Source organism: Williamsia sp. 1138, from assembly GCF_002095435.2.
Lineage (GTDB): Bacteria > Actinomycetota > Actinomycetes > Mycobacteriales > Mycobacteriaceae > Williamsia.
The window spans coordinates 13,659-36,181 of the sequence record NZ_MJEJ02000029.1 but is presented as its reverse complement, the minus strand read 5'-3'; the positions used below and the strand labels follow the sequence as shown (position 1 = coordinate 36,181).

Genomic DNA, 22,523 nt, shown 5'->3' with positions numbered 1-22,523 from the left:
GGGTCGCAGCGAAAGCAATGCGATTGTCATCAGGCAGGCACCGGCCAATAGGATGGTGCATCGTGACCCCCGCCGACCTCGCGGTACTGCTGCATGCCGCCACCTCCACAGTGCTCACCGACCACGGACTCGATTCGTCCGCGCTGCCGGAGGCTGTTGTGGTGGAACGACCGCGCAACCCCGAGCACGGCGACTACGCCACCAACATCGCGCTGCAGCTCGGTAAGAAGGTCGGCGTGAACCCGCGAGAGCTGGCCGGATGGCTGGCCGAAGAGTTCTTGACCCGCGACGGCATCGCGTCCGCAGAGATCGCCGGACCGGGATTCGTGAACATCCGGCTCGCCGCAGACGCCCAGAACGCCGTCGTTGCCGACGTCCTGGCCGGCGCCGGTGCTTTCGGCACGGGAGCCCTCTACGACGGTCTCAAGGTGAACCTGGAGTTCGTGTCCGCCAACCCGACCGGACCCATCCACCTCGGTGGCACCAGGTGGGCGGCGGTCGGAGATGCCCTCGGGCGGGTCCTGTCCGCGCAGGGCGCTGCCGTGACCCGCGAGTACTACTTCAACGACCACGGCGCGCAGATCGACAGGTTCGCGCGCTCATTGCTGGCCGCGGCACTGGGCGAGCCCACCCCGGACGACGGATATGCCGGTGCCTACATCGGCGACATCGCTGCGGCTGTGGTCGCGGCGGTGCCCGATGTCCTGGAACTGCCGGAGTCCGAGCGCCTCGAGGCGTTCCGGGCTCATGGCGTCGACCTCATGTTCTCTTCGATCAAGGCGAACCTGCACGAGTTCGGCACTGATTTCGACGTCTACACCCATGAGAACAAGATGTTCGAGTCGGGACAGGTCGATCGTGCCATCGCCGAACTCAAGGCCAACGGGAACCTGTACGAGAACGACGGTGCGTGGTGGCTGCGTTCGACCGCGTTCGGAGACGACAAGGACCGGGTTGTCATCAAGAGCGACGGCGAAGCCGCATACATCGCCGGCGACATCGCTTATTTCAAGGACAAACGTGATCGCGGGTTCGACCTGTGCATCTACATGCTCGGTGCAGATCACCATGGATATGTGGTGCGGCTCAAGGCGGCGGCGGCGGCTCTCGGCGACGACCCGGACCGGCTCGAGGTGCTCATCGGTCAGATGGTGAACCTCGTGCGTGATGGACAGCCGCTACGGATGAGCAAGCGGGCGGGCACCGTCATCACGCTCGACGATCTGGTGGACGCAGTGGGGGTCGACGCAGCACGTTATTCGCTGATCCGGTCGTCGGTGGACGTCAACATCGACATCGACCTGGATCTGCTGGTCAGTCAGTCGAACGAAAACCCGGTCTACTACGTGCAATACGCGCACGCGCGACTCGCCGCGATCGGACGAAACGCCGCGTCGCTGGGACTTTCGCTGTCGTGCGACCACCTGGAACTGCTGACCGAAGCCGCGGAAGGCGATTTGATCCGCACCATCGGGGACTTCCCGGCGGTGACCGCACTGGCCGCGGAACTCCGTGAGCCGCATCGGATCTGCCGCTACCTCGAGTCGTTGGCCAGCACCTATCACAAGTTCTACGACCGCTGCCGGGTACTGCCCCAAGGCGACGAAGAGCCGACCGAACTCCACGCCGCTCGACTCGCGTTGTGCGGCGCCACCCAGCAGGTCATCGCCAACGGTTTGGCGATGGTCGGCGTCAGCGCACCGGAGAGAATGTGAACGCACACCCGGCAGGCCCGCGGCACGCAGAGGTGCTGGCGGCGCCCCAGTTGGCCGAAAGGCCGAACAGCCCTGCAGAACTGGCACAGCTGCCGGCCCACGTCTACCCCCGAGGAACCGATCGCGACGAACACGATGTCGCACGGATCGGTGGGATCCCGGTGACCGAGCTGGCCGAGAAGTACGGCACGCCACTGTTCGTCGTCAACGAGGATGACTTCCGCGCGCGATGTGCCGAGATGGCGCAGGCATTCGGATCTGCCCAGCACGTGCACTACGCATCGAAGGCGTTCCTGTCCACCGAGATCGCGCGGTGGGTGCACTCCGAAGGGCTCTCGCTCGACGTCTGTTCGGCGGGCGAGTTGTCGGTGGCACTGCGGGCGGGGTTCCCCGCGGATCGGATTGCACTGCACGGCAACAACAAATCGTCAGCAGAATTGGAGCTGGCGGTGTCCTCGGGAGTCGAACACGTAGTGCTCGACTCGATGATCGAGATCGATCGACTCGACGAGATCGCCGGCCGTCTCGGGGTGGTCCAGGATGTGCTGGTCCGCATCACCGTCGGCGTCGAGGCGCACACGCACGAGTTCATCTCCACCGCACACGAGGACCAGAAGTTCGGCTTCTCTCTCGCGGGCGGGCTGGCCATGGACGCGGTTCGGCAGGTGTTCTCGACGGACAACCTCAGGCTTGTCGGCCTCCACAGCCACATCGGATCGCAGATCTTCGACGTCGGCGGCTTCGAACTCGCGGCTCATCGTGTCCTGTCTCTGCTGCGCGACGTCGTCACCGAGTTCGGCGTGGAGAAGACCGCCCAGTTGTCGATCCTCGACCTCGGCGGTGGCCTGGGTATCTCGTACCTCCCGTCCGACGACCCGCCGCCGGTTCAGGAAGTCGCCGACAAGCTGGCGGCGATCGTGGAGCGCGAATCGGCCGCGCTCGGCCTTCCCACGCCCACCATCGCGGTGGAGCCCGGGCGGGCCATTGCCGGCCCGGCGGGAGTCACACTGTATACGGTCGGCACGGTCAAGGATGTGCAGCTGGGCCCGGGCGGGGCGCACCGTCGCTACGTGTCGGTCGACGGCGGCATGAGCGACAACATCCGAACTGCGCTGTATCAGGCCGAGTACGACGTCCGACTGGCTTCGCGTGTCTCGCAGGCGCGTGCGGTTGTCAGTCGTGTAGTCGGAAAGCACTGTGAGAGCGGCGATATCGTCATCCGCGACTGTTGGCTGCCTGACGACGTGGCACCAGGGGATGTGCTGATGGTGGGTGCGACCGGCGCCTACTGCTACTCGATGTCGAGCCGGTACAACATGATCACCCGACCCGCGGTGGTCGCCACCCGCGGCGGTGAGGCGCGACTGATGTTGCGTCGGGAAACCGTCGAGGATCTATTGAGCTTGGAGGTGAACGAGTGACGGAGAAAAAAGCGCGCCCGATCGGTGTCGCGGTGCTCGGAATGGGAAATGTCGGGACCGAGGTGGTGCGCATCATCACCGACAACGCCTCGGACCTCGAGGCCAGGGTAGGGGCCCCCGTCGAGTTGCGTGGGGTCGCGGTACGCGATCTGAGCAAAACCCGCGGGATCGACCCGGCTCTGCTCACCGACAGGCCCGAGGATCTCATCAAGCGGGACGACGTCGACATCGTCGTCGAACTGATCGGCGGCATCGATCCGCCGCGCATGCTCATCCGTGAGGCGCTCCAAGGCGGCAAATCGGTGGTCACGGCGAACAAAGCGCTCCTCGCCGACTACACGGGCGAGCTCGCGACCGCGGCTGCCGGCGCCAAGGTCGACCTGTATTTCGAGGCGGCGGTCGCGGGGGCGATCCCGGTGATCAGGCCTCTGATGCAATCGCTCGCCGGGGACACCGTCACGCGGGTCGCCGGAATCGTCAACGGCACCACCAACTTCATCCTGTCGGCGATGGATGCCGACGGCAGCGATTACGCCGAGACGCTGGCCGAGGCCGGCCGCCTCGGGTACGCGGAAGCCGACCCCACCGCCGACGTCGAGGGCTACGATGCGGCGGCCAAGGCCGCCATCCTGGCGTCGATCGCCTTCCACTCCCGTGTGACCGCGCTCAACGTCTACCGCGAGGGCATCTCCAAGATCACGACCCATGATCTGGAATCGGCCAAGGCTCTCGATTGCACGGTCAAGTTGTTGTCGATCTGTGAGCGGATCGTCGACGAGGACGGCACACAACGTATCTCGGCGCGCGTCTACCCGGCTCTGGTGCCGCTCGAACACCCGCTGGCGTCGGTCAGCGGTGCCTTCAACGCGGTTGTGGTGGAGGCGGAGAATGCCGGCAGGCTGATGTTCTACGGGCAGGGGGCCGGCGGTGCGCCCACGGCGTCTGCTGTGCTGGGCGACATGGTGATGGCTGCACGTAACAAGGTGCATGGTGGACGTGGTCCACTCGAGTCGACCTACGCGTCGTTGCCGATCGCGCCGATGGGGGACGTGCGGACGCGCTACTACGTGTCCATGCGCGTTGCCGACCGCCCCGGCGTGCTCTCGACCGTCGCCGGCGAGTTCTCGTCGCGCAACATCAGTATTTCGACGGTGCGACAGGAAGGCGCGGGTGACGACGCCCGCCTGGTGGTCGTGACGCATCGCGCCCCCGATTCTGCATTGTCGGAAACTGTTGCCGCACTGGAGAAATTGGAATCCGTGCTGAGCGTATCTAGCGTTCTGCGACTGGAGGGAACAAATGACTGAATCGGTAGTGCACAGCCGTTGGCCGGGTTTGATCGAGGCATACCGTCATCGCCTTCCGGTCCGCGACGACTGGAAAGTGGTGACTCTGCTCGAGGGTGGTACGCCGCTGATCGCCGCGCCGCACCTGTCCGAGCTGACCGGCTGCGAGGTCTACCTCAAGGTCGAAGGTCTCAACCCGACCGGTTCGTTCAAGGACCGCGGTATGACCATGGCCGTCAGCAACGCCGTCAACAACGGCAAGACCGCGGTGCTCTGTGCCTCGACCGGCAACACCTCCGCCTCTGCTGCGGCGTACGCCACCCGTGCCGGGATCACCTGTGCGGTGCTGATACCCGAGGGAAAGATCGCGATGGGCAAACTCGCCCAGGCGGTCATGCACGGCGCGAAGATCATCCAGGTCCAGGGCAACTTCGACGACTGCCTCGAACTGGCCCGGAAGGCGACTGCGGAATGGACCGAGATCGAATTGGTCAACTCCGTGAACCCGGCGCGGATCGAGGGTCAGAAGACCGCCGCGTTCGAGATCATGGACGTGCTGGGACGGGCCCCGGACGTTCATGCGCTCCCGGTCGGTAACGCGGGCAACATCACCGCGTACTGGAAGGGATACACCGAGTACCACCGTGATGGAGTCGTCGCCTCGACACCGCGAATGCTGGGCGTACAGGCTGCTGGTGCGGCACCGTTGGTGTCGGGTGCACCGGTGAAGGATCCCGAGACGATCGCCACGGCGATCAGGATCGGGTCGCCGGCGAGCTGGAACCAGGCGATCGCGGCGAAGGACGAGTCGGGCGGCAAGTTCCTCGCGGCGACCGACGAAAAGTTGTTGGAGGCCTACCGACTGATCGCCGGCCGCGAAGGTGTGTTCGTCGAACCGGCCTCTGCTGCGAGCGTGGCCGGGTTGCTGGCAGCTCGGGAAGACGGCTGGATCTCGGCAGGCGAGGTCGTCGTCTGCACCGTGACCGGAAACGGGCTCAAGGATCCGGACACCGCGCTCGCGGGCATCCCGCCTGTCGAAGCCATTCCGGTGGACCCGGTTGCCGTGGCCCGCGCGTTGAACCTGAGCTGAACCCTCGGCATGAAATCTGTTCTCCCCGTTGGTGTCCACTCCGCAACACGGGTGCCCGCATCGAGTGCCAACCTGGGCCCCGGGTTCGACTGTCTCGGCATCGCGCTCGGTATCTATGACGACATCTCGGCGACGGTGGGGGAGCCCGGGCTCCGGATCAGTGTGAGCGGTGAGGGTGCCCACGGTGTGCCGCTGGACGACGCACATCTGGTCGTCCGCGCGATCAACAGCGGACTGGAGGCTGCGGGCGTCACGGTCCCCGGCCTTGATGTGCAGTGTCGCAACAGCATTCCGCATTCACGTGGTCTCGGATCGTCGGCGTCTGCCGTCGTTGGTGGGCTCGCGGTTGCCGATGGATTGGTGCGGGCCGCCGGCGTCGGGAACCCATTGTCCACCGAAACGCTCATACAGTTGGCCTCGGATTTCGAGGGCCATCCCGACAACGCGTCGGCGAGTGTGCTGGGCGGAGCGGTGGTGTCCTGGTCGGAGTCTGTGGTCTCACCCGCGGGTGACGGCACCGCGGGCAGCACACCCGGTGTCGGATATTTCGCGCGGACGTTGGCTGTTCACCCGGCGATCCGGGCGTTCGTGATGATCCCGCAGTTCGAGTCGTCCACTGCGATCACGCGAGGATTGTTGCCGGACGCCGTCGCGCGGACGGACGCGGTGTTCAACGTCAGCCGGGCCGCGCTGGCGGTGGTGGCACTGACCGCAGAACCGGATCTGCTGATGCCTGCGACGCAGGACCGTCTCCACCAGGAGTACCGGGCCCCCGTCATGCCGGCGACCGCCACTCTGGTGCAGTGGTTGCGCGAACGAGGTGTCCCCGCGACGGTGTCGGGGGCAGGGCCGACGGTGCTGGCCTTGACCGCATCCGAATTACCCGCGCAGACCCGGGACAAAGCAGCTGAGCTGGGATTTGTTCTCGATGAGGTGGAGATTGCCCCCGGAGTGGTCGTACACTGATTGTCGGCAGGTGCACGTTGCAGATATCGGGGATCCTCCGAACACGCCGAAAGCCCAGGGTGTTGCCGGGATCGCTGATCGTGGTTAGCATGTACCCGTCAAGCCGCGAAGTTTTTCAAGCGTGCTCTTCACACGACGTCAAATTCGACAGTCATAGTCCGCTGGCGTCAGCGAAGTGAAATGCGAAGCGCGGCGAACGACACAAGCCTCAAAAGACCGCTGAGAATTTAGCGGCATCTCTCACCTGGCATCCAGGTGCGAGAACTTTGGCCCTCGCGAATCTACCGGCGGGGGAAGGAAAGGATATCCGTTGACGGATACGGACCTGATCACTGCACCGGGCTCGGAAAACACTCTCGATCTCGGTGGAGTTGATACTCCGAAAGCCGAACGTCGCCGTGGGACCGGGCTGTCGGGGATGGTTCTCACCGAACTTCGTGGCCTGGCCGGTGAGCTGGGAATCAAAGGTACGTCGGGCATGCGCAAGAGCGACCTGATAGCTGCCATCAAGGAGCGTCAGAGCGGCGGCTCAGCGCCGGCACCTGCGAAGACAAAGGCGGCTGCGAAGGCGCCGGCGGAGAAGTCGCCTGCGAAAACGGAGGCTCCGGCTGCCGAGTCGCCGACCACTGTCGAGCCGAAGACCACCTCTCGGAGGAAAGACGCGGCGAACGAGCCGCCCGCTGCGGACACCGCGGCAGAGGCCCCGCGTGCCAAGGATGCCGCGGAGCCGGCGACGGAAGGCACGCAAGGCACCGCCACGAAGACATCTGACGGCGCCGACGACGATGCGACCGACGGCGGTGACCAGCGGCGCCAGCGCCGACGGGGCCGCGATGGCCAGAACAGCAATCGGGACGGCCAGAACCGTGACAACCAGGCCGGTGGCCAGGGTAACCAGAACCGCGACGGTAACCAGAACCGCGAGAGTGGTCAGGGCCGCGACGGCAACCAGAACCGCGAGGGTCAGGGTTCGGGTAACCGGAACCGCGATGACCAGGGTTCGGGTAACCGGAACCGCGATGACCAGGGTTCGGGTAATCGGAACCGCGATGACCGCGGCAACGACGGCCAAGGCCAGAACAACGGTCCGCGAGGCAACAACAACCGTGACAACGGTCCAGGTGACGACGACGAGCGCGGAGGCCGTCGGGGACGGCGCTTCCGTGAGCGCCGTCGTGGGCGCGATCGAGGCGACGGTCCCGGTGAGGGGCGCGGCGGCGAACCGCAGATCTCCGATGACGATGTCTTGCAGCCGGTGGCCGGCATTCTCGACGTCCTGGACAACTACGCCTTCGTGCGGACCTCCGGCTACCTCGCCGGCCCCAACGACGTCTACGTGTCGATGAACCTGATCCGTAAGAACGGCTTGCGCCGCGGTGATGCGATCACCGGTGCGGTCAAGGTGGCCAAAGACGGGGACCAGTCGAATCAGCGCCAGAAGTTCAACCCGCTCGTCCGCCTCGACTCGGTCAACGGCTCTGATGTCGAAACCGCCAAGAAGCGACCGGAATTCGTCAAGCTGACTCCGCTGTACCCGAACCAGCGGTTGCGGCTGGAGACGACGAGTGATCGGATCTCGACCCGGGTGATCGACCTCGTCATGCCGATCGGTAAAGGCCAGCGTGCACTGATCGTGTCCCCGCCCAAGGCCGGCAAGACCACGATCCTGCAGAACATCGCCAACGCCATCTCGATCAACAACCCGGAGTGCTACCTCATGGTGGTGCTGGTCGACGAGCGGCCAGAAGAGGTCACCGACATGCAGCGCTCGGTCAAGGGTGAGGTCATCGCCTCCACCTTCGACCGTCCACCGTCAGATCACACGTCGGTTGCCGAACTCGCCATCGAGCGAGCCAAGCGTCTGGTCGAAGACGGTAAAGATGTTGTCGTGCTGTTGGATTCGATCACCCGATTGGGCCGTGCATACAACAACGCGTCGCCTGCATCCGGCCGGATCCTCTCCGGTGGTGTCGATTCGACAGCGCTGTATCCGCCCAAGCGCTTCCTGGGTGCGGCCCGCAACATCGAGAACGGCGGATCGCTCACGATCATCGCCTCGGCCCTGGTCGAGACCGGATCCACCGGTGACACGGTGATCTTCGAGGAGTTCAAGGGCACCGGCAACGCCGAGCTCAAACTGGATCGCAAGATCTCCGAGCGTCGCGTCTTCCCGGCTGTGGATGTCAACATGTCGAGCACTCGTAAGGACGAGCTGCTGCTCTCGCCCGAGGAGTTCTCGATCGTGCACAAACTGCGGCGCGTGCTCGCCGGACTGGACTCGCAGCAGGCCATAGACCTCTTGGTCAGTCAGCTGAAGAAGACGAAGAGCAACGTCGAGTTCCTGATGCAGGTCCAGAAGACCGCACCGGGCGCGATGCGCGACGACGACTAGCAGCAAAACGAGACAAACCCACTTCGTCTCGGCAAACCCACTGGTTGCAACCAGTGGGTTTGCCGGAACGGGGTGGGTTTGTTGTCTGCGCCGGTCTTCAGCTGTCGGGCACGTCGCCCTGCCGAGGATCAAATGGTGGGGGATCGGCCAGATCGAACACCCCGGGAACCGCGGAGCACGTCGCGCCCGGTTCCGGGAAGCCGGTTGCCGTCGGGTCTTCGGGGTAGACCCCGGACTGCGAGTTCTGTTTGGTGGCAGTGATGAATTGGTCGATGCGCGGGTCGTCGGCGTCGTCCAGTTTGAGTTGGTGACCCCAGGACTGCACCGAGATCGGGCGGTCGAGTCCTGGATACGGTGACATCAACGTGTAATCGACCCCATCCACTCGGGCCGCAAGCAGCTCGACGTCGTCGTCGTCGAGGTCTTCGGGGTTGTAGGCGATCCACACCGCCCCGTGTTCCAGGGAATGGACCGCGTTCTCGGTGCGGATGCCGGTGGGGTAGACCACGCCCGTGCATCCTGCCCACCCGTAGTCATGGGTACCACCCAGTGGGGGCGAGTACTCGTAGCGCACGCGGCCGTCCCGGCCGACGTGCTGCGGCGACGGGTAATGGACCCGGAGAACTCCGTCGATCTGATCGGTGGGATCCGGATTCTCTGCGCTCGGGACGAAATCTGCAGCGGATCCTGCGCCGGCAGAGGCCCGGACGGCCTGCCCGGTCTCGGCTGACTGGCAGGCCGCCAACACTGCCACCAGCGCCAATCCACTTGCTGCCGCCCGAAGTGTCTGTGTCACGTTCCCACCCGTCTGTTCAGCGGAATGTTTCCCACCGGTCCGTCGTTGTCACCATGGTGCCGCAGATGTCAGATCGCGCTGCTGCCGGTGGGTGACCACGGTTCACCGATTGGCCCTGAGACCAGCGCCTCTGGCATACTGAGCGGCCAGAGTCCGGTTCCGGTTCACACCTTCGATCCGCGAAGGTGACCCGGCGACCACCGAAAGGGACACCAGAAATGAAGCAGGGAATTCACCCCGAATACGTCGAGACCACTGTGGTCTGCGGCTGCGGGAACACCTTCCAGACCCACTCCACCAAGGAGAACGGTCGGATCAACGTCGAGGTCTGCTCGCAGTGCCACCCGTTCTACACGGGCAAGCAGAAGATCCTCGATACCGGTGGTCGCGTCGCACGCTTCGAGAAGCGGTACGGCAAGCGCGCAGCCAAGAAGGATGACGCAGCAGCCGAAAAGTAGCTTGTCCGACCGGCGCCCATCTCTGCCCTCGCGGCGGAGATGGGCGCCGGTTTCGTTGTGCGCCTCACCATTGCCCCACTGCCAAGGAATCAGGTCATGAGTACTCCCGAGCCGTCCGCGATCGACGACATTCTCGCCGAGCACGCCGGCCTGCAGACTCAGCTGTCGGATCCGGCACTGCACGACGACCCCACTGCTGCTCGGCGGGTGGGCAAACGGTTCGCGGAACTCGCGCCCATCATGGCCACCTACACCAAACTCAGGGCGGCGGAAGACGACTTGGAGGCGGCGCGTGAACTCGCGGCCGACGACAGTGCCTTTGCCGCAGAGATCCCCGAACTGGAACATACGGTGTCCGAACTGGACACTGCACTGACCGATCTGCTGGCCCCTCGTGATCCGCATGATGGCGACGACGTGGTCCTCGAGATCAAATCCGGAGCCGGGGGCGAGGAATCGGCGCTGTTCGCTGCCGATCTGGCCCGGATGTATCTGAAGTACTGCGAACGCCATGGCTGGAAGGCGCAGACGCTGGGGCTCACCGAGTCCGACCTCGGCGGCTACAAGGACGCCACCATTTCGATCAAGTCCAAGGGTGACGGCCCGGACGGGGTATGGGCCAGACTCAAGTTCGAAGGCGGTGTGCACCGCGTCCAGCGTGTGCCGGTGACCGAATCGCAAGGCCGTATCCACACCTCGGCCGCAGGGGTGTTGATCTACCCCGAACCCGATGAGGTCGAGCAGGTGCAGATCGACGAGGGCGACCTGCGAATAGACGTGTACCGAAGCTCCGGAAAAGGTGGTCAGGGGGTCAACACCACCGACTCGGCAGTCCGCATCACACACCTTCCGACCAACATCGTCGTGACGTGCCAGAACGAGCGCTCACAGCTGCAGAACAAGGCGCGTGCGATGCAGGTCCTGGCCGCGCGCCTGCAGGCGGCCGCGGAAGAGGCCGCGAACTCCGAGGCGTCCGAGGGTCGCGCCGCGCAGGTCAGAACCGTTGACCGCTCCGAGCGGATCCGCACCTACAACTTCCCCGAGAACCGCATCACCGATCACCGCATCGGATACAAGGCGAACAATCTCGACGCTGTGCTGTCCGGTGAGATGGACGCCTTGCTGGACGCGCTCAAAGCCGCCGATCGCCAGGCCCGCCTCGAGGCGGAGTGAGCCTTCGTGAGATCCGTCGCCAGGCGACGGATGTCCTGGCCGTAGCCGGTGTCGACACCCCGGACGTCGACGCCGCGTTGCTGCTGGCGCATGTCGTGGGCAGAACTGTCGGCGAGCTGGTCATGGTCGACGATCTGACCGACGACCAGCTCTCTCGATTCCACGAGTTCGTACGGCGCCGCGCGACCCGGGAGCCGCTGCAGCACATCGTCGGCCGGGTCCAGTTCGGCTCGATCGAGGTCGAGGTGGGCCCCGGTGTCTTCACCCCGCGGATGGAGACCGAACTCCTCTGGTCCTGGGGATGTGACGTTCTCGCCGCAGTGCCCGATCCCGTGGTGGTGGATCTGTGCAGCGGAAGTGGCGCGCTCGCGCTGGCTCTTGCGACCTCGGTCTCGAGTTCGCTCGTGCACGCGGTGGAGATCGATCCTGACGCGCTGACCTGGCTGCGGCGCAACCTTTCTCACCTCCCTCGGCCGGCCCGGGACCGAGTCGTCGTGCACTCCGGAGATGTCCGTGATCCGAGTGTTCTCGCCGGGGTGTCGGCGGATCTTGTCGTTGCCAATCCGCCGTACATCCCGATCGGAGCGGACCTGCCCGCCGAGGTGGCCGAACACGATCCTGTGCTGGCGCTGTTCGGCGGCGACGACGGGATGTCGGTGATCACCCCGATGATCGCGACCATCGCCCGTGTGCTGGTGCCGGGCGGTGCCGTCGCGATCGAGCACGACGACACGACCGGTGACCTGGTGATGGCGGCCCTCGACGCCGGCGGCGATTTCGAAGGGATCTCGCAGATGAGCGACCTCGTCGGTCGGCCGCGTTTCGTCTCGGCGCGACGTGCGAAGATGAATCCGTGAGCACTACGTTCGATTGCAGCAAACCCGACTCCCGGGCGGCCGGGCTACGCGCCGCCGTCGGCGCCGCCAAAGGCGGTCGTCTGATCGTGATGCCTACCGACACGCTCTACGGGTTGGGTTGCGACGCTTTCGATTCCGAGTCGGTGAACAGCCTGCTGGCGGCCAAGGGTAGGGGACGCGACATGCCCGTCCCGGTACTCGTGGGTTCGTGGACGACCATCGATGGTCTGGTGCTCTCGGTGTCGCCGACGGCCCGCGAGCTGACGCGGGCTTTCTGGCCGGGTGGTTTGAGTCTGATCGTGCACCAAGCCCCGTCACTTGCCTGGGACCTGGGGGACACCCGCGGAACGGTGATGCTGCGGATGCCGCTGCATCCCGTCGCGATCGACATCTTGCGGGAGGTCGGGCCGATGGCCGTGTCGAGTGCGAACATCTCAGGGCGTCCGCCCGCAACGACCGCCGCAGAAGCTCGTGATCAGCTGGGGGAGTCCGTCGCGGTGTACCTCGACGGAGGGCCGGCCGAGAAGGCGATGCCGTCCACCATCGTCGATCTGACGGACATGGCGCCGAAGATCGTGCGCGAGGGCGCGGTGACCGCGGAGCAGATCGCCGACGTCCTGGGCACCGGCGTGGAGAGTCTGCGAGTCTGAGAGCGAGTTGCTCGCCAGAAAGCGGCTCGAACAGACCCATCGACCACCGAGAGGCTCATGCGGATGGTGGTGAACCGACAATGGTGCATGATCGCCCGTGGCGCCGGCGATGTCAGCGATCTGCTCGCAGGCGTTCGCTGAATCGGATGTGGGCACTAGTAGCGTTGACCCGTGCTTGCGGCCGAGATGACTTCGATGGGTGAGGGCGGCAGCATGATCATTGCCGCCCAGTCCGGTCTCACGAGCAGCGGTGCGGGCGTACCCCTTCGCGAATTGATGCTGGTGGGACTCACCGCAGCAGTCATCACTTATCTGCTCACCGGACTCGTTCGGGTGATCGCGACTCGCGTCGGGGCTGTCGCGGTACCGCGAACCCGCGATGTGCATGCAGTCCCGACTCCGCGTCTCGGTGGCGTCGGCATGTATATCGGAGTGCTTGCCGGAATGGTGCTCGCGGGTGAGCTCCCCGCCTTGACCCGTGGGTTCGCCTACACCGACGACATGAACGCAGTGGTGGTCGCCGGCGGGGTGATCGTGCTGGTGGGCATCATCGACGATCGGTGGGGGATCGACGCGCTGACCAAGTTCGTCGGGCAGCTCACCGCAGCGGGCGTCTTGGTCATCATGGGCGTGAGTTGGACAGTGTTGCCGGTGCCGTTCGGGGAGATCGGGACCGTCGTCCTCGATCCGCTGCAGTCGGGGCTGCTGACCATTGCCATCACGGTGACGACGGTCAACGCGATCAACTTCGTGGATGGCCTCGACGGTTTGGCCGCGGGGCTGGCTCTGATCGCGGCGTTGGCGATCTGTGCGTTCTCGTTGGGACTGCTGCACGATCAGGGCGGGGACGTGAGCTACTACGCGCCTGCGCTGATCTCGGCGATCTTGGCAGGTGCGTGCCTGGGATTTCTGCCCCACAACTTCCAGCCCGCCCGGATCTTCATGGGCGACTCCGGTTCGATGCTGATCGGACTCATGCTGGCCGCGGCGTCGACCAGTGCTTCGGGCAGGATCGCGATCAATGCCTACGGACCGGCCGATGTCTTCACCCTGCTGGCGCCGATCATCCTGGTGGCCGCGGTCATGTTCATCCCCATGCTCGACATGTTGATGGCGGTTGTGCGTCGCACGCGAGCAGGCGTCGGCTTCTACACCCCGGACAAGATGCACCTGCATCATCGCCTGCTCGAGATCGGACACTCCCACCGGCGCGTGGTACTGCTCATCTATCTGTGGGTGGGGGTGCTGGCCTTCAGTGCGGCGGCGAGCACGGTCTTCTCCGCGTCTGTGGTGCTGCCGTTGCTGGGAGGGGGGCTGATCCTGGCCATGGTGGCGACGATCGTGCCGCGGCTGCGCAGGCGAAACAGGCGCCGTCCGGCGACCGCGTGAGGGTGACGTCGGATCCGCCGATGCGGTCGCGTAGCCTCATACGAAGCACAACCTAACCCGGACATTCGGGGCACTACCGGACGTAGTACTATCTATTGTAGTAGCCAAGATTCAGCAAGGTGAGAGCCGCAATTGCCGGCAACCCACCCCCCGATGGACGGCCACAAAGTTGTTGATATGGTCACAGGGATCGACGAGCTGTCGCCCGGATCATGTTTTGGATCGACGGGCGCGGCTCTGCCACGCTGCCCCAGAGCTAGCGACCACGCTAGACCCTTGAGGAGAGGTATGACGACGTCAAGCTCCGACTCGGCGCCGGTATTCCCGGAGGCTCCGCTGAGTCTGGTGCGACCCGCGATTCTCAGTGGATTGTTGGTAGTCGTCGCAGTTGTCGCCGGTGCCTACCTCGGGCACATCATGTTCGGCATCTGGATGTTCTTCGGAATTGCCCTCAGTTTGGCCAATGCCAAGCTTGTTCAGCTTTACGTGCAAGGTGTCACCGCAGAAGAGAATCCGCGTAAGCGGCCGCTGGTGGTCAACTCTGCTCTGCGACTCGCGGCCCTCACGGTAGTTGCGCTGGTGGTGGCATTTCTTGCCCGGCCAGACGGACTCGGCGTGATGTTCGGTCTCGCATTGTGTCAGGTGATCCTGGTTCTCAACACGGTGATTCCAGTGATGAAAGGACTTCGTACCCAGTCATGACAGATACGTCGTATCTCGCCGAGGCGCAGATCGAGGTCGGTCACCACACCGTGGTGGAGTTCCTCGGCATGTCCTTCAACCTGGACACCATCATCGGCACCTCGTTCGCGGCCTTGGTCGTGATCGCGCTGGCGTTCTTCGTGCGGGCCAAGTTGTCTTCGGGCAAGCCGAACTCGGTCCAGCTGTTCTTCGAGGCCTTGACGTCACAGATGCGGGCCCAGGTCGAAGGTGGGATCGGCATGAAGGTGGCGCCGTTCCTGCTGCCCCTGGCCGTCACGCTGTTCGTCTTCATCCTGGTCGCCAACTGGATATCGGTACTGCCGGTCCAGTACGGAACCAGTGAGGGTGGAACGCACGAGCTCCTGAAGCCACCGGCCTCCGACGCCAACTTCGTCTACGCACTCGCTCTCTTCGTCTTCGTCGCCTACCACGCTGCCGGCGTTCGCCGGCGCGGATGGTTGGGCCATCCCAAGGCCCTGGTCAAGGGTCATGCGATCGGGCTGGCCCCGATCAACATCATCGAAGAGATCGCCAAGCCGGTTTCGCTCTCACTCCGTCTTTTCGGCAACATGTTCGCCGGCGGTGTGATGGTTTCGCTGATCGCGATCTTCCCGGCCTACATCCTGTGGGCCCCCAACTCCATCTGGAAGATGTTCGACGTGTTCGTCGGTTTGATCCAGGCGTTCATCTTCACGTTGCTGACCATCTTGTACTTCAGCCAGTCAATGGAGCTGGAGGACGAGCACCACTAGATCGATCCCTGGCCGGCGCAATGCTGGTAGGGCCCAAAGACCTGGCAATTCGATTGTCAGTACCACCGAAAGGGAAAAGTAAATGGATCCAATGATTGGCATGGGTGCACTGATCGGCGGCGGTCTGATCATGGCCGGCGGCGCTATCGGCGCCGGTATCGGTGACGGTCTGGCCGGTGCGCAGCTGATCGCGGGAATCGCGCGTCAGCCCGAGGCACAGAGCCGGCTGTTCACGCCGTTCTTCATCACCGTTGGTCTGGTCGAGGCCGCGTACTTCATCAACCTGGCCTTCATGGCGTTGTTCGTCTTCGCCACCCCGATCAGCGCCGAATAGATCTCGGGAAACAGATAGAAAGACGCCATGGATCTCGCCCAAGAGAACTTCCTCATACCGAACGGCACGTTCTTCGTAGTGCTGATCATCTTCGTGATCGTGCTGGTGGTGGTCGGCAAGCTGGTCGTGCCGCCGATCCGCAAGGTGCTGGAGGAACGCGAACAACTCGTTCACCAGACCCATCTGGACCATCGGGACGCCACCAAGAGTTTTGAGGATGCCGAATCCGAATACCGGACGGCACTCAAGGGTGCTCGTGTCGAGGCGACAGGGATCCGCGACGAAGCCCGTGCCAAAGGCAACGAGCAACTCGAGGAGATGCGTGGCCGTGCCACCGAGGCGGCGGACGCAATTCAGCGTGAGACCTCCGAGCAGTTGGCTGCCGAAGGGCAGCGGGCTGCGTCGGAGGCCCACGCAGAACTCGGCAGGCTCGCCTCCGGGCTGGCCAGCCGGGTCCTCGGATTCGATGTCTCATCGGATCCGAAGCTGACCGCATCGGTCGATCGGATCTCCGCTAAAGAGGACGAGAAGTCCGGGACGGTGGGCTAATCAATGTCGATTTTCATCGGACAACTCGTCGGTTTCGCTGTTGTCGTCTTTGTCTTCGTGAAGTACATCCTGCCGGTGCTGCGCAAGACGATCGCCAAGCAGCAGGAGACGATCGCCGAGCAGGAAGCCGAGAGCGAGCGCGCCAAGGCCAAGCTCGCCGAGGCCAAGGACGCCCATGCGAATGCGCTCGAGCAGGCTCGGGCCGAGGCCAGCCGGATCCGCGAAGAAGCTCGCGGGGACTCGCAGGCCATCACCGAGCAGATGCGGGTGCAGGCGGACAAAGAAGTGAAGCGGATCGAGGAGCACGGTAAGGCTCAGGTCGAGTTGAACCGTCAAAACCTCGTACGTCAGCTTCGCGGAGAGCTGGGTGTCGCGTCCCTGGACGTGGCCGCCGAGCTGGTTCGCGAGCATCTCGCCGACCCGGCTGCGAAGTCGGAATCCGTGGACCGGGCGATCTCCGAACTGGAGGGGATGGCCGGCGACGAGGACTCGTTCGACACCACTCCGGCATCCGAGACCGTGGGAACCCGATCGATGCGTGCAGTCAGCCGCGACTCGGTCCGGGCTCTGGCCCGTGGCTTCGACGAGAAGGCATCGTCGCTCGACGACGCCGCACTACAGACCGTGGCGGAGGACCTGTCTTCTGTCGCTGCCTTGCTGGTCACGAATCCAGTTCTACGCAAGCACCTCTCGGAGAACACCGATTCCACCGAACCCAAGGTGGCGCTCGTCGACTCGCTGTTCGCAGGCAAGATCGCCGACGCAACTCTGGGTGTCCTGAAAGAAGCGGTCGCGGCCAAATGGTCGACTGCCGGCGACTTCTCCACGGCCATCGAGCGGCTGTCGCGTCTCGCGCTCCTGACCGTCGCCGACCGCGACGGAAAGATCTCCGAGGTCGAGGACGAACTGTTCCGCCTTGGTCGTCTGCTGATCGCAGAGCCGGAGTTCACCCGGATGCTATCGGATTACCACACGCCCGCGGATGGTCGAATCCAGCTGGTGGACAACGTGATCGGCGGCAAGGTCACCGATCACACGAAAGCGCTTGTGGCCAACGCGGTTCGGCTACAGCACGGTTTGACCCCGATCGACGTCGCCATCGGTGAGGTCGCCGAACTGGCGGCTGCCCGGCGCGGGGAGTCGGTGGCGCACGTGATCGCCGCATCCGAGCTGACCGACGAGCAGACCGAACGTCTGTCCGCGGTGCTGGGCCGGATCTACCGTCGCGAGATGTCGGTACAGACGGAGATCGACCCGCAGCTCCTGGGCGGACTGAAGGTGCTGGTCGCGGACGAACTGATCGAAGGCGACATCGCCAGCAGGTTGACCAAGGCCAGCGAAAGCCTGCCGAAGTAGCGACCCGCGAGCCCGCCCGGAAACCACTTCCGGAGTGGGCAGACAGAAGACCACAAGCACAAACGAAAGCAAGGAACGAGTACTCATGGCGGAGTTGACGATCTCATCCGACGAGATCAAGGGAGCGATCGAGCAGTACGTCTCGTCATTCGAGGCCGACGCATCGCGCGAGGAAGTCGGCATTGTTACCGATACCGCTGACGGCATCGCTCACGTGAGCGGTCTGCCCGGCGCGATGGCCAACGAACTCCTCGAGTTCCCCGGCGGTGTGCTGGGTGTGGCCCTGAACCTCGACGAAGATGAGGTCGGCGCGGTCATCCTCGGTAACTACGAGGAGCTGCAAGAAGGCCAGCAGGTCAGTCGTACCGGTGAGGTGCTGTCGGTCCCCGTGGGCGACGCCTTCCTCGGTCGCGTCGTGAACCCACTGGGTCTGCCCATCGACGGGCAGGGCGACATCGAGTCGAACGAGCAGCGCGTGCTCGAGTTGCAGGCCGCCTCGGTGCTGGAGCGCCAGCCGGTCGAGGAATCGCTCGCCACGGGCATCAAGGCCATCGACGCCATGACCGCCATCGGCCGCGGACAGCGTCAGCTCATCATCGGCGACCGTAAGACCGGCAAGACCGCGGTCTGCATCGACGCCATCCTCAACCAGAAGGCGAACTGGGAGAGCGGCGACGAGAGCAAGCAGGTTCGCTGCATCTACGTCGCGATCGGTCAGAAGGGCTCGACCATCGCCGGCGTCAAGACCGCGCTGGACGAGGCCGGAGCGATGGAGTACACCACCATCGTCGCCGCCCCCGCCTCTGACTCGGCCGGGTTCAAGTGGCTCGCCCCGTACACCGGTTCGGCCATCGGCCAGCACTGGATGTACCAGGGCAAGCACGTTCTGATCGTGTTCGACGATCTCTCCAAGCAGGCCGAGGCCTATCGCGCCATCTCGCTGCTGCTGCGTCGCCCGCCGGGCCGCGAGGCATACCCGGGTGACGTCTTCTACTTGCACTCCCGTTTGCTGGAGCGTTGCGCGAAGCTGTCCGACGAACTCGGCGGCGGCTCGATGACCGGTCTGCCGATCATCGAGACGAAGGCCAACGACGTCTCGGCGTTCATCCCGACCAACGTCATCTCGATCACCGACGGTCAGGTGTTCCTCGAGTCCGACCTCTTCAACAAGGGTGTCCGTCCGGCGATCAACGTCGGTACCTCGGTCTCTCGTGTCGGTGGTGCTGCTCAGACCAAGGGCCTCAAGAAGGTCTCGGGCTCGCTGCGTCTGGAGCTTGCTCAGTTCCGTGAGCTGGAGGCCTTCTCGGCCTTCGCCTCGGACCTCGACGATGCGTCGAAGGCACAGCTCGAGCGTGGTGCCCGCTGGGTGGAGCTGCTCAAGCAGGATCAGTATTCACCGGTGTCCGTCGAGGACCAGATCGTCTCGATCTACCTCGCGGGTGAAGGCCACTTCGACTCGGTTGCGATCGACGACGTGCGCAGCTATGAAGCGGATCTCCTCGGCCACCTGCACCACAGTGCTAAAGGTGTCTACGAGTCCATCGCAGGCGGCAAGGCACTCTCGGACGATCAGGCCGAGGCACTCAAGGATGCTGCCGACAACTTCAAGAAGTCGTACCAGGGCTCTGACGGTCCCGGCGGCGTGAACGAGGCCGACGCCGACGCGCTTGCCGCGGATGACGTCGAAAACGAAGAGATCAAGGTCCGGAAGTCCTAGGACCTATGAACATCCGACCATTTTCGACTTATCCGAAAGGAGTGTGAGTTCCCATGGCGAGTATTCGCGAACTGCGCTCACGCATTCGGTCAGTCCAGTCGACAAAGAAGATCACGAAGGCCCAGGAACTGATCGCCACGTCGCGGATCACGAAGGCCCAGGGTCGAGTTGCCGCTGCGAAGCCCTACTCCAAAGAGATGACCACGGTTCTCTCGGAGTTGGCGTCGAACTCGGGGAACCTCGACCATCCGTTGCTGGTGGCCAGGGAGAACCCGAAGCGTGCCGCGGTGCTGATCGTGACCAGCGACCGCGGAATGTGTGGCGGTTACAACTCGAACGTGCTGCGTGAGGCCCGGTCGTTGCTCGAGCTGCTCGAGGACGAGGGCAAGAAGCCCATCATCTTCATCACGGGGCAGAAGGGTGTCGGCTACTTCACCTTCCGTGGCGTCGACGTCGCGGGGTCGTGGACCGGCTTCTCCCAGCAGCCGGAGTTCCCGGATGCCGCCGCGGCCACCGGTCACCTCGTCGATCTGTTCGTCGCCGGGTCGGGCACAGAGATCGATGCTCTGGACGGTGAAGGAAAGATCGAAGGCGTAGACGAATTGCACCTGGTCTACACCCGCTTTGTGAGCATGCTGACCCAGGCGCCCGAGGTGCGGCGAATAGCTCCTCTGGTGGTGTCGGAGGCCGAAGAAGGCGAAGAGACCGCACCAGCACGCAACTACACGTTCGAGCCGGGTGCGGAGACCTTGCTGTCGGCACTGCTGCCGAAGTACGTGGCGACCCGCGTGTATGCGGCGCTGCTCGATTCGTCGGCCTCGGAATCGGCCGCTCGCCGGACGGCCATGAAAGCGGCCACCGACAACGCCGAGGACCTGGTCACGTCGCTCTCGCGAGAGGCAAACCAGCTCCGGCAGGCACAGATCACCCAGGAAATCAGCGAAATCGTCGGTGGCGTAGAGGCCCTCGCGTAACCCCCTCGCGTAATCAAGGAAGAGACAACATGACCACAGCTGTAACCGAATCCTCCTCGGATTCGAAGGCCGGCTCGGTATCCGGTCGAGTCGTCCGAGTCATTGGCCCGGTCGTCGACGTGGAGTTCCCGCGCGGCTCGATCCCAGAACTGTTCAACGCGCTGCACGCCGAGATCACGCTGCCGACCGTTGCCAAGACGCTGACCCTCGAGGTCGCACAGCATCTGGGCGACAATCTGGTGCGCACCATTTCCATGCAGCCGACCGATGGTCTGACCCGTGGCGCGGAGGTCACCGATACGGAGAAGCCGATCTCGGTGCCCGTCGGTGACGTCGTCAAGGGCCACGTGTTCAACGCGCTCGGCGATTGCCTGGACACCCCGGGACTCGGCCGTGACGGCGAGCAGTGGGGTATCCACCGTAAGCCGCCGTCATTCGACCAGCTCGAGGGCAAGACCGAGATCCTCGAGACCGGTATCAAGGTCATCGACCTGCTCACCCCGTACGTCAAGGGCGGCAAGATCGGTCTGTTCGGTGGTGCCGGTGTCGGCAAGACCGTGCTGATCCAGGAGATGATCACCCGTATCGCTCGTGAGTTCTCCGGCACGTCGGTCTTCGCCGGCGTCGGCGAGCGCACCCGTGAGGGCACCGACCTCCACCTGGAGATGGAAGAAATGGGCGTGTTGCAGGACACCGCCCTGGTGTTCGGCCAGATGGACGAGCCGCCCGGCACGCGTATGCGCGTCGCCCTGTCGGCCCTGACGATGGCCGAGTACTTCCGTGACGTGAAGAACCAGGACGTGTTGCTCTTCATCGACAACATCTTCCGCTTCACGCAGGCAGGTTCCGAGGTCTCGACTCTGCTCGGTCGTATGCCGTCGGCCGTGGGCTACCAGCCCACACTCGCGGACGAGATGGGTGAGCTCCAGGAGCGCATCACCTCGACCCGTGGTAACTCGATCACCTCGCTGCAGGCGATCTACGTGCCCGCCGACGACTACACGGACCCGGCGCCCGCCACCACGTTCGCGCACCTCGATGCCACCACCGAGCTCTCGCGGCCCATCTCGCAGCTGGGTATCTACCCGGCTGTGGATCCGTTGACCTCGACTTCGCGCATCCTGGAGGCCTCCATCGTCGGAGACAACCACTTCCGCGTGGCCAACGAGGTCAAGCGCATCCTCCAGAAATACCGTGAGCTCCAGGACATCATCGCCATCCTCGGTATGGACGAACTGTCCGAAGAGGACAAGGTCACCGTCCAGCGCGCCCGCCGTATCCAGAAGTTCCTGGGTCAGAACTTCCTCGTCGCCGAGAAGTTCACCGGTCAGAAGGGTTCGGTGGTCTCGCTCGCGGACACCATCGAGGCGTTCGATCGGGTTGCCAAGGGCGAGTTCGATCATCTTCCGGAGCAGGCGTTCAACAGCTGCGGCGGACTCGACGACGTCGAGGCTGCGGCCGAGAAGATCACCAGGAAGTGACAGGTACTCATGGCTGACACCGCATTCCACGTCGAGGTCGTCGCGGTGGACTCCGAGTTGTACTCGGGTGAGGCGACCTTCGTGATCGCGCAGACCACCGAGGGCGAACTCGGTGTTCTCGCGAACCACGAACCGCTCCTCGGCCAGCTGATCCAGGGTGGTTTCGTGCTCATCGAGGAGGAGGGCGGCTCCCGGAAAGTGGCGGCGGTCCAGGGTGGATTCCTTTCCGTCACCGGAGAGACCGTCACCATCCTTGCCGAGTCCGCAGAGTGGGCCGACGACATCGATCGTGCAACCGAAGAAGAGACGCTCGACGTCGCCGAGGAGGGCTCGGACGAGTACCTTCGCGCGCAATCTCGACTGCGGGCACTCGACGAGTTGGGCCAAGTCAAGTAAGTCGCCGGACAAGTGGCATCCTGTTGGCAGGGGCCATGTGAACGGCTGAACGGTATCGGTCCCCGCAAA

21 protein-coding genes are annotated in these 22,523 nt (G+C 64.3%); 20 read left to right on the top strand and 1 reads right to left on the bottom strand.

The window, feature by feature from the left end; genetic code table 11:
• The first annotated feature begins 62 nt into the window (after positions 1-62).
• The 6 genes from argS (at position 63) to rho (ending at position 8,870) form a co-directional block, all read left to right on the top strand.
• Positions 63-1,715 carry an arginine--tRNA ligase gene (argS, locus tag BH683_RS04690; protein WP_084835116.1) on the top strand — a complete coding sequence of 551 codons (1,653 nt, stop codon included), beginning with the start codon at positions 63-65 and terminating at the stop codon, positions 1,713-1,715.
• A complete protein-coding gene (gene lysA / locus BH683_RS04685) occupies positions 1,712-3,136 on the top strand; it encodes a diaminopimelate decarboxylase (protein WP_084835115.1) in 1,425 nt (474 codons plus the stop codon). Before argS ends, lysA begins: the two co-directional genes overlap by 4 nt.
• On the top strand, positions 3,133-4,443 hold the full coding sequence (locus tag BH683_RS04680) for a homoserine dehydrogenase (RefSeq protein WP_084835114.1): 1,311 nt from the start codon (positions 3,133-3,135) through the stop codon (positions 4,441-4,443). The genes lysA and BH683_RS04680 overlap by 4 nt, the downstream gene beginning before the upstream one ends.
• A complete protein-coding gene (thrC, locus tag BH683_RS04675; RefSeq protein WP_084835113.1) occupies positions 4,436-5,512 on the top strand; it encodes a threonine synthase in 1,077 nt (358 codons plus the stop codon). Before BH683_RS04680 ends, thrC begins: the two co-directional genes overlap by 8 nt.
• A gap of 9 nt (positions 5,513-5,521) precedes the next feature.
• On the top strand, positions 5,522-6,478 hold the full coding sequence (gene thrB / locus BH683_RS04670; RefSeq protein ID WP_084835112.1) for a homoserine kinase: 957 nt from the start codon (positions 5,522-5,524) through the stop codon (positions 6,476-6,478).
• A gap of 310 nt (positions 6,479-6,788) precedes the next feature.
• Positions 6,789-8,870 (top strand): transcription termination factor Rho, encoded by a 2,082-nt coding sequence (gene rho, locus BH683_RS04665; protein ID WP_084835111.1) that lies wholly within the window; start codon positions 6,789-6,791, stop codon positions 8,868-8,870.
• Between the two features lie 97 nt (positions 8,871-8,967).
• On the opposite strand, the gene BH683_RS04660 is transcribed toward rho, so the two are convergent.
• Positions 8,968-9,666, bottom strand: coding sequence for a DUF3105 domain-containing protein (locus BH683_RS04660; RefSeq protein ID WP_084835110.1), 699 nt, complete (start codon positions 9,664-9,666; stop codon positions 8,968-8,970).
• Between the two features lie 218 nt (positions 9,667-9,884).
• Between BH683_RS04660 and rpmE the strand changes: the two genes are divergently transcribed.
• The 14 genes from rpmE (at position 9,885) to BH683_RS04590 (ending at position 22,454) form a co-directional block, all read left to right on the top strand.
• Complete coding sequence (rpmE, locus tag BH683_RS04655) at positions 9,885-10,124, top strand: 50S ribosomal protein L31 (protein ID WP_084835109.1); 240 nt, start codon at positions 9,885-9,887, stop codon at positions 10,122-10,124.
• A gap of 96 nt (positions 10,125-10,220) precedes the next feature.
• Positions 10,221-11,297 (top strand): peptide chain release factor 1, encoded by a 1,077-nt coding sequence (gene prfA / locus BH683_RS04650; RefSeq protein WP_084835163.1) that lies wholly within the window; start codon positions 10,221-10,223, stop codon positions 11,295-11,297.
• Complete coding sequence (locus BH683_RS04645; RefSeq protein ID WP_084835108.1) at positions 11,294-12,154, top strand: HemK/PrmC family methyltransferase; 861 nt, start codon at positions 11,294-11,296, stop codon at positions 12,152-12,154. The genes prfA and BH683_RS04645 overlap by 4 nt, the downstream gene beginning before the upstream one ends.
• The gene (locus BH683_RS04640) at positions 12,151-12,804 is read left to right on the top strand and encodes an L-threonylcarbamoyladenylate synthase (RefSeq protein WP_084835107.1); all 654 of its coding nucleotides are present in this window, start codon (positions 12,151-12,153) and stop codon (positions 12,802-12,804) included. The genes BH683_RS04645 and BH683_RS04640 overlap by 4 nt, the downstream gene beginning before the upstream one ends.
• 213 nt (positions 12,805-13,017) lie before the next feature.
• Positions 13,018-14,193: an MraY family glycosyltransferase gene (locus BH683_RS04635; RefSeq protein WP_281492287.1), complete on the top strand. Its 1,176-nt coding sequence runs from the start codon at positions 13,018-13,020 to the stop codon at positions 14,191-14,193.
• 288 nt (positions 14,194-14,481) lie between these two features.
• Positions 14,482-14,895, top strand: coding sequence for an ATP synthase subunit I (locus BH683_RS04630; RefSeq protein WP_084835106.1), 414 nt, complete (start codon positions 14,482-14,484; stop codon positions 14,893-14,895).
• On the top strand, positions 14,892-15,647 hold the full coding sequence (gene atpB, locus BH683_RS04625; RefSeq protein WP_084835105.1) for a F0F1 ATP synthase subunit A: 756 nt from the start codon (positions 14,892-14,894) through the stop codon (positions 15,645-15,647). Before BH683_RS04630 ends, atpB begins: the two co-directional genes overlap by 4 nt.
• Before the next feature lie 82 nt (positions 15,648-15,729).
• Entirely contained in the window at positions 15,730-15,981 is a 252-nt protein-coding gene (locus BH683_RS04620; protein WP_023957890.1) for a F0F1 ATP synthase subunit C, read from the top strand.
• Positions 15,982-16,008: 27 nt separating this feature from the next.
• A complete protein-coding gene (locus tag BH683_RS04615) occupies positions 16,009-16,530 on the top strand; it encodes a F0F1 ATP synthase subunit B (RefSeq protein WP_084835104.1) in 522 nt (173 codons plus the stop codon).
• A 3-nt stretch (positions 16,531-16,533) separates the two neighbouring features.
• Positions 16,534-17,886, top strand: a complete 1,353-nt coding sequence (locus BH683_RS04610; RefSeq protein WP_084835103.1) for a F0F1 ATP synthase subunit B/delta — start codon at positions 16,534-16,536, stop codon at positions 17,884-17,886.
• Positions 17,887-17,971: 85 nt separating this feature from the next.
• Entirely contained in the window at positions 17,972-19,603 is a 1,632-nt protein-coding gene (atpA, locus tag BH683_RS04605; protein WP_084835102.1) for a F0F1 ATP synthase subunit alpha, read from the top strand.
• Between the two features lie 53 nt (positions 19,604-19,656).
• On the top strand, positions 19,657-20,577 hold the full coding sequence (locus BH683_RS04600) for a F0F1 ATP synthase subunit gamma (protein WP_084835101.1): 921 nt from the start codon (positions 19,657-19,659) through the stop codon (positions 20,575-20,577).
• Between the two features lie 29 nt (positions 20,578-20,606).
• Positions 20,607-22,058 (top strand): F0F1 ATP synthase subunit beta, encoded by a 1,452-nt coding sequence (atpD, locus tag BH683_RS04595; RefSeq protein WP_084835100.1) that lies wholly within the window; start codon positions 20,607-20,609, stop codon positions 22,056-22,058.
• Between the two features lie 9 nt (positions 22,059-22,067).
• Positions 22,068-22,454, top strand: a complete 387-nt coding sequence (locus BH683_RS04590; RefSeq protein ID WP_084835099.1) for a F0F1 ATP synthase subunit epsilon — start codon at positions 22,068-22,070, stop codon at positions 22,452-22,454.
• Positions 22,455-22,523: the final 69 nt, after the last annotated feature.